Raw genomic sequence first — 2,811 nt, 5'->3', positions numbered from 1 at the left:
TCGGGATTTCCTGGCCAGACAGGGCTGAACCCACCCAGGCACCCCCCAACGGGTGCCTTTTTTCTAGGTGTTTCGCATTGCCTGGCCTTGCGGCATCTTCCAGAATCGCTCCCTGATATTCAAAAACAAGGGAGCGAGCCATGACCTGGCCCACCCGCGCCACCGCCCTCAAGGCGGTGCTGTGCCTTGCCCAGGCCGCGCTGCTGATGGGCTGCTCGGGCCTGCGCCCCTACAGCGAGGTGCGCCACAAGCAGGCCACCGCTGCGCAAACCGCCTGGAAGGCGGTTGACCTGCCCGCCCTGGTGGCCACCGAGCGCACCAACCTCGATCAGTTGCTGGCCACCGAACTGGCCACGCAAGACAAGCTGGCCAGCAGCATCCGCGACCACCGGCTGCGCCACATCATGGGCGCCGAGCCTCTGACCTACACCCTGCTTGAACCCATCAAGGCTGATCTGAAACGCCTGGTGGGCGATGCAGATGCCTTTGCCCAGTCGCGCCAGGCCTTGCAGGTGCAACGCACGCAGTCAGCGCAGCGTCTGGCCGTGCTGAAGGATGAGTTTGCCGCCAAACGCCTGCCCATGCCCAGTTGCACCGAAGCGGCCGGCACCGCCACGCCCGGCGCCTTGAGCCAGTGGCGACAGGGCGCCTCGGCCCTTGATGCCGCCGAGCTGGATGTCGTGCTGGAGCAACTGCGCAGGGTGTGCGCCACCAGTGATGGCAGCGACGACACCTTGATCGCCGCGGTGTACCAGCCCCTGGGCGGCCAGATGGCCGAGGCGGTGCAGCGCTACCAGGCCGATGCACAGGCCCTGGCGCAACGCCGGCAACAGGCGGCACAGGCTGACGCCCGGTATGCACAGGCACTCGCTGCCTACCAAGCCGCCGTGGCCGCGGGCCAGTCTGATCCCAAAGCCGCCCCGGCCATGGCCGAAGCCGCGCAAGCGCTGCAGAAGGTGGTTGATGCCCTGGATGGCAGCAAGAACGCCTGGGCTGACGAGGTCATCTCACGAGAGCGCCTGCGCCAGCTCGATGGCTTTTTGCAGACCGTGACCGACGGCCTGGACAATGACGGCCTCTGGGCCCATGAAGGCGCCAGCCGCGCTGCCGTGGCCCTGGTGATCCTGCCTGGCCTGATGGACGACGCCCGAGAGGCCGCCGCCCGCCACCGGCGCCCCTTGGCTGTGCCTTTGCTGATCCGCCGTGACATCGAGGCCCTGAAGCTGCAGGCGGCCCAACGCGACATCGCCACCCAGCAGGCCGAGCTGCGCCTGAGCCGTGAACTGATCGATGCCCTGAGCCAGCAGGCCCATCAACTGTGGCTGGCGCAGCGCGAGCTCATGCAAGACGGCACCGCTGCTGGCACCCCTGATCTGCGCAAGCTGCACACCGTTCCCCTGGCCGAGGCCTTGGCCGACACCAAGACCACGCCCGGGCAGAAAGAAGCCTTGTACAGCGCCACCGGGCGCTACCTGGACAGCCTCAAGCGCCTGGAAGCGCGCCGCCACAAGCTGGAGCTGCGGCGCATTGCCCAGGCGCATGAACGCCGCCTGGCCTACGCCGAGATCAACACACTGCAGTGGAAGGCACTGATCGACGTGTCGGTGAGCCAGGTGGCCGATGTGAGCGCTGGCGGCGTGCAGGCCGGCCACGTGGCCGCCTTGCTGAACACCGTGGGGCTGCTGTGGATCGGCCACGGCGTGAACAACCCCTGATCCCCCTTCAAGGAAGCCACCATGACTCAACGATCGATCGCGTTGCCGACCTTCATCGTGCTTCTGGGTTGCATGGCCGGCTGCGGCAGCACCCCGCAGGCCGCGCTGGACCAGGCCAACCACGGCGCAGCGCTCACTGCAGCGCTTGAAGGCCAGCTTCAAGCCTTGCGGGCGGCACAGGCCCATGTGGCGCAAAGCCGGCTGGGCAGCATCCGCCGACTGAGCACCAGCGCGGCCAGCTTCGATGCCGATGCCGCTTTTGACGAGCGCGTGCAGAAAGCGGCCAACAAGCCCGCCCATGCCCAGCTGTTCAACGCCCTGAAAGACCTGAGCGACAGCCGCGCCAAGGATGAAGAAGCCTTGCTGGCCACGCTGGCGCAGGCGGATGCCGCCTACGCCAAGCTGCTGGCGCCAGCGCCTGATCCAAGCGGGCAACTGCAAGCCACGCGGCAGGCCTTGATGGCGCTGAGCGAACAACTCAGCGTGAAAGAACGCCTGGCCTTGTCTGCTCAGTTCGCCAAAACGGTGCGTCGCGCCGTGAAAGACCAGAAAGAAGAAGGAGCCACACCATGAGTGACCCGACCAAGCCAGACGCCAGCGTTGATTTCCGCAAGCGCTCGGCTTGTACGCCTGAAGAAGCCTTGAGATACCTGAGCGTTTACTTCGCCACGGTGGATCTGGTGTCAGAGGCGCTGGGCAAGTTCCAGATTCTGGCGGCGGATGCCACCACGGTGAGTCAGCGCAGCCTGTATCGGGCCAAGGCGCTGGAGGCAGAGCGGGACTTGGAGTTGCTTAAGAACCAGCGAAGGGCGTTCTTGCAGGAGGAGGCGGCGATCAGGCCGCCGAGTGAGGCGGTGGTGGCTGAGAGCGAGAAGAGGGCGCAAGCCCTGGCGAATGTGGCGGCCAAGGAGGCGAAGGCTACGTCAGTGGTGAAGCTGCTAGGGGAGGGAATTACGGCTTTTACAAGATTAGGCGACACAGCGGGTCGATTGATCGTTGAAACGCAAGCCGTGTAAGCTGCTTAAGACCGTGAATGCGGGGGTGTTAAATAAGCCTCCATGCTTAAACTGACACACATGCAAAAAGACGCCAAAAT

3 protein-coding genes are annotated in these 2,811 nt (G+C 65.3%); all 3 read left to right on the top strand.

What is annotated here, in order from left to right; genetic code table 11:
- Positions 1–140 precede the first annotated feature (140 nt).
- Genes EIP75_RS23685 through EIP75_RS23675 form a run of 3 tightly spaced genes read left to right on the top strand, consistent with a single transcriptional unit; the run spans position 141 to position 2,731 of the window.
- Positions 141–1,715: a hypothetical protein gene (locus EIP75_RS23685; RefSeq protein ID WP_125245653.1), complete on the top strand. Its 1,575-nt coding sequence runs from the start codon at positions 141–143 to the stop codon at positions 1,713–1,715.
- 21 nt (positions 1,716–1,736) lie between these two features.
- Positions 1,737–2,288 carry a hypothetical protein gene (locus EIP75_RS23680; protein ID WP_125245652.1) on the top strand — a complete coding sequence of 184 codons (552 nt, stop codon included), beginning with the start codon at positions 1,737–1,739 and terminating at the stop codon, positions 2,286–2,288.
- Complete coding sequence (locus tag EIP75_RS23675) at positions 2,285–2,731, top strand: hypothetical protein (RefSeq protein ID WP_125245651.1); 447 nt, start codon at positions 2,285–2,287, stop codon at positions 2,729–2,731. Before EIP75_RS23680 ends, EIP75_RS23675 begins: the two co-directional genes overlap by 4 nt.
- The last annotated feature ends 80 nt before the right edge of the window (positions 2,732–2,811 follow it).

Source organism: Aquabacterium soli, from assembly GCF_003933735.1.
Lineage (GTDB): Bacteria > Pseudomonadota > Gammaproteobacteria > Burkholderiales > Burkholderiaceae_C > Aquabacterium > Aquabacterium soli.
This window is presented reverse-complemented; position numbering and strand designations above follow the sequence as displayed.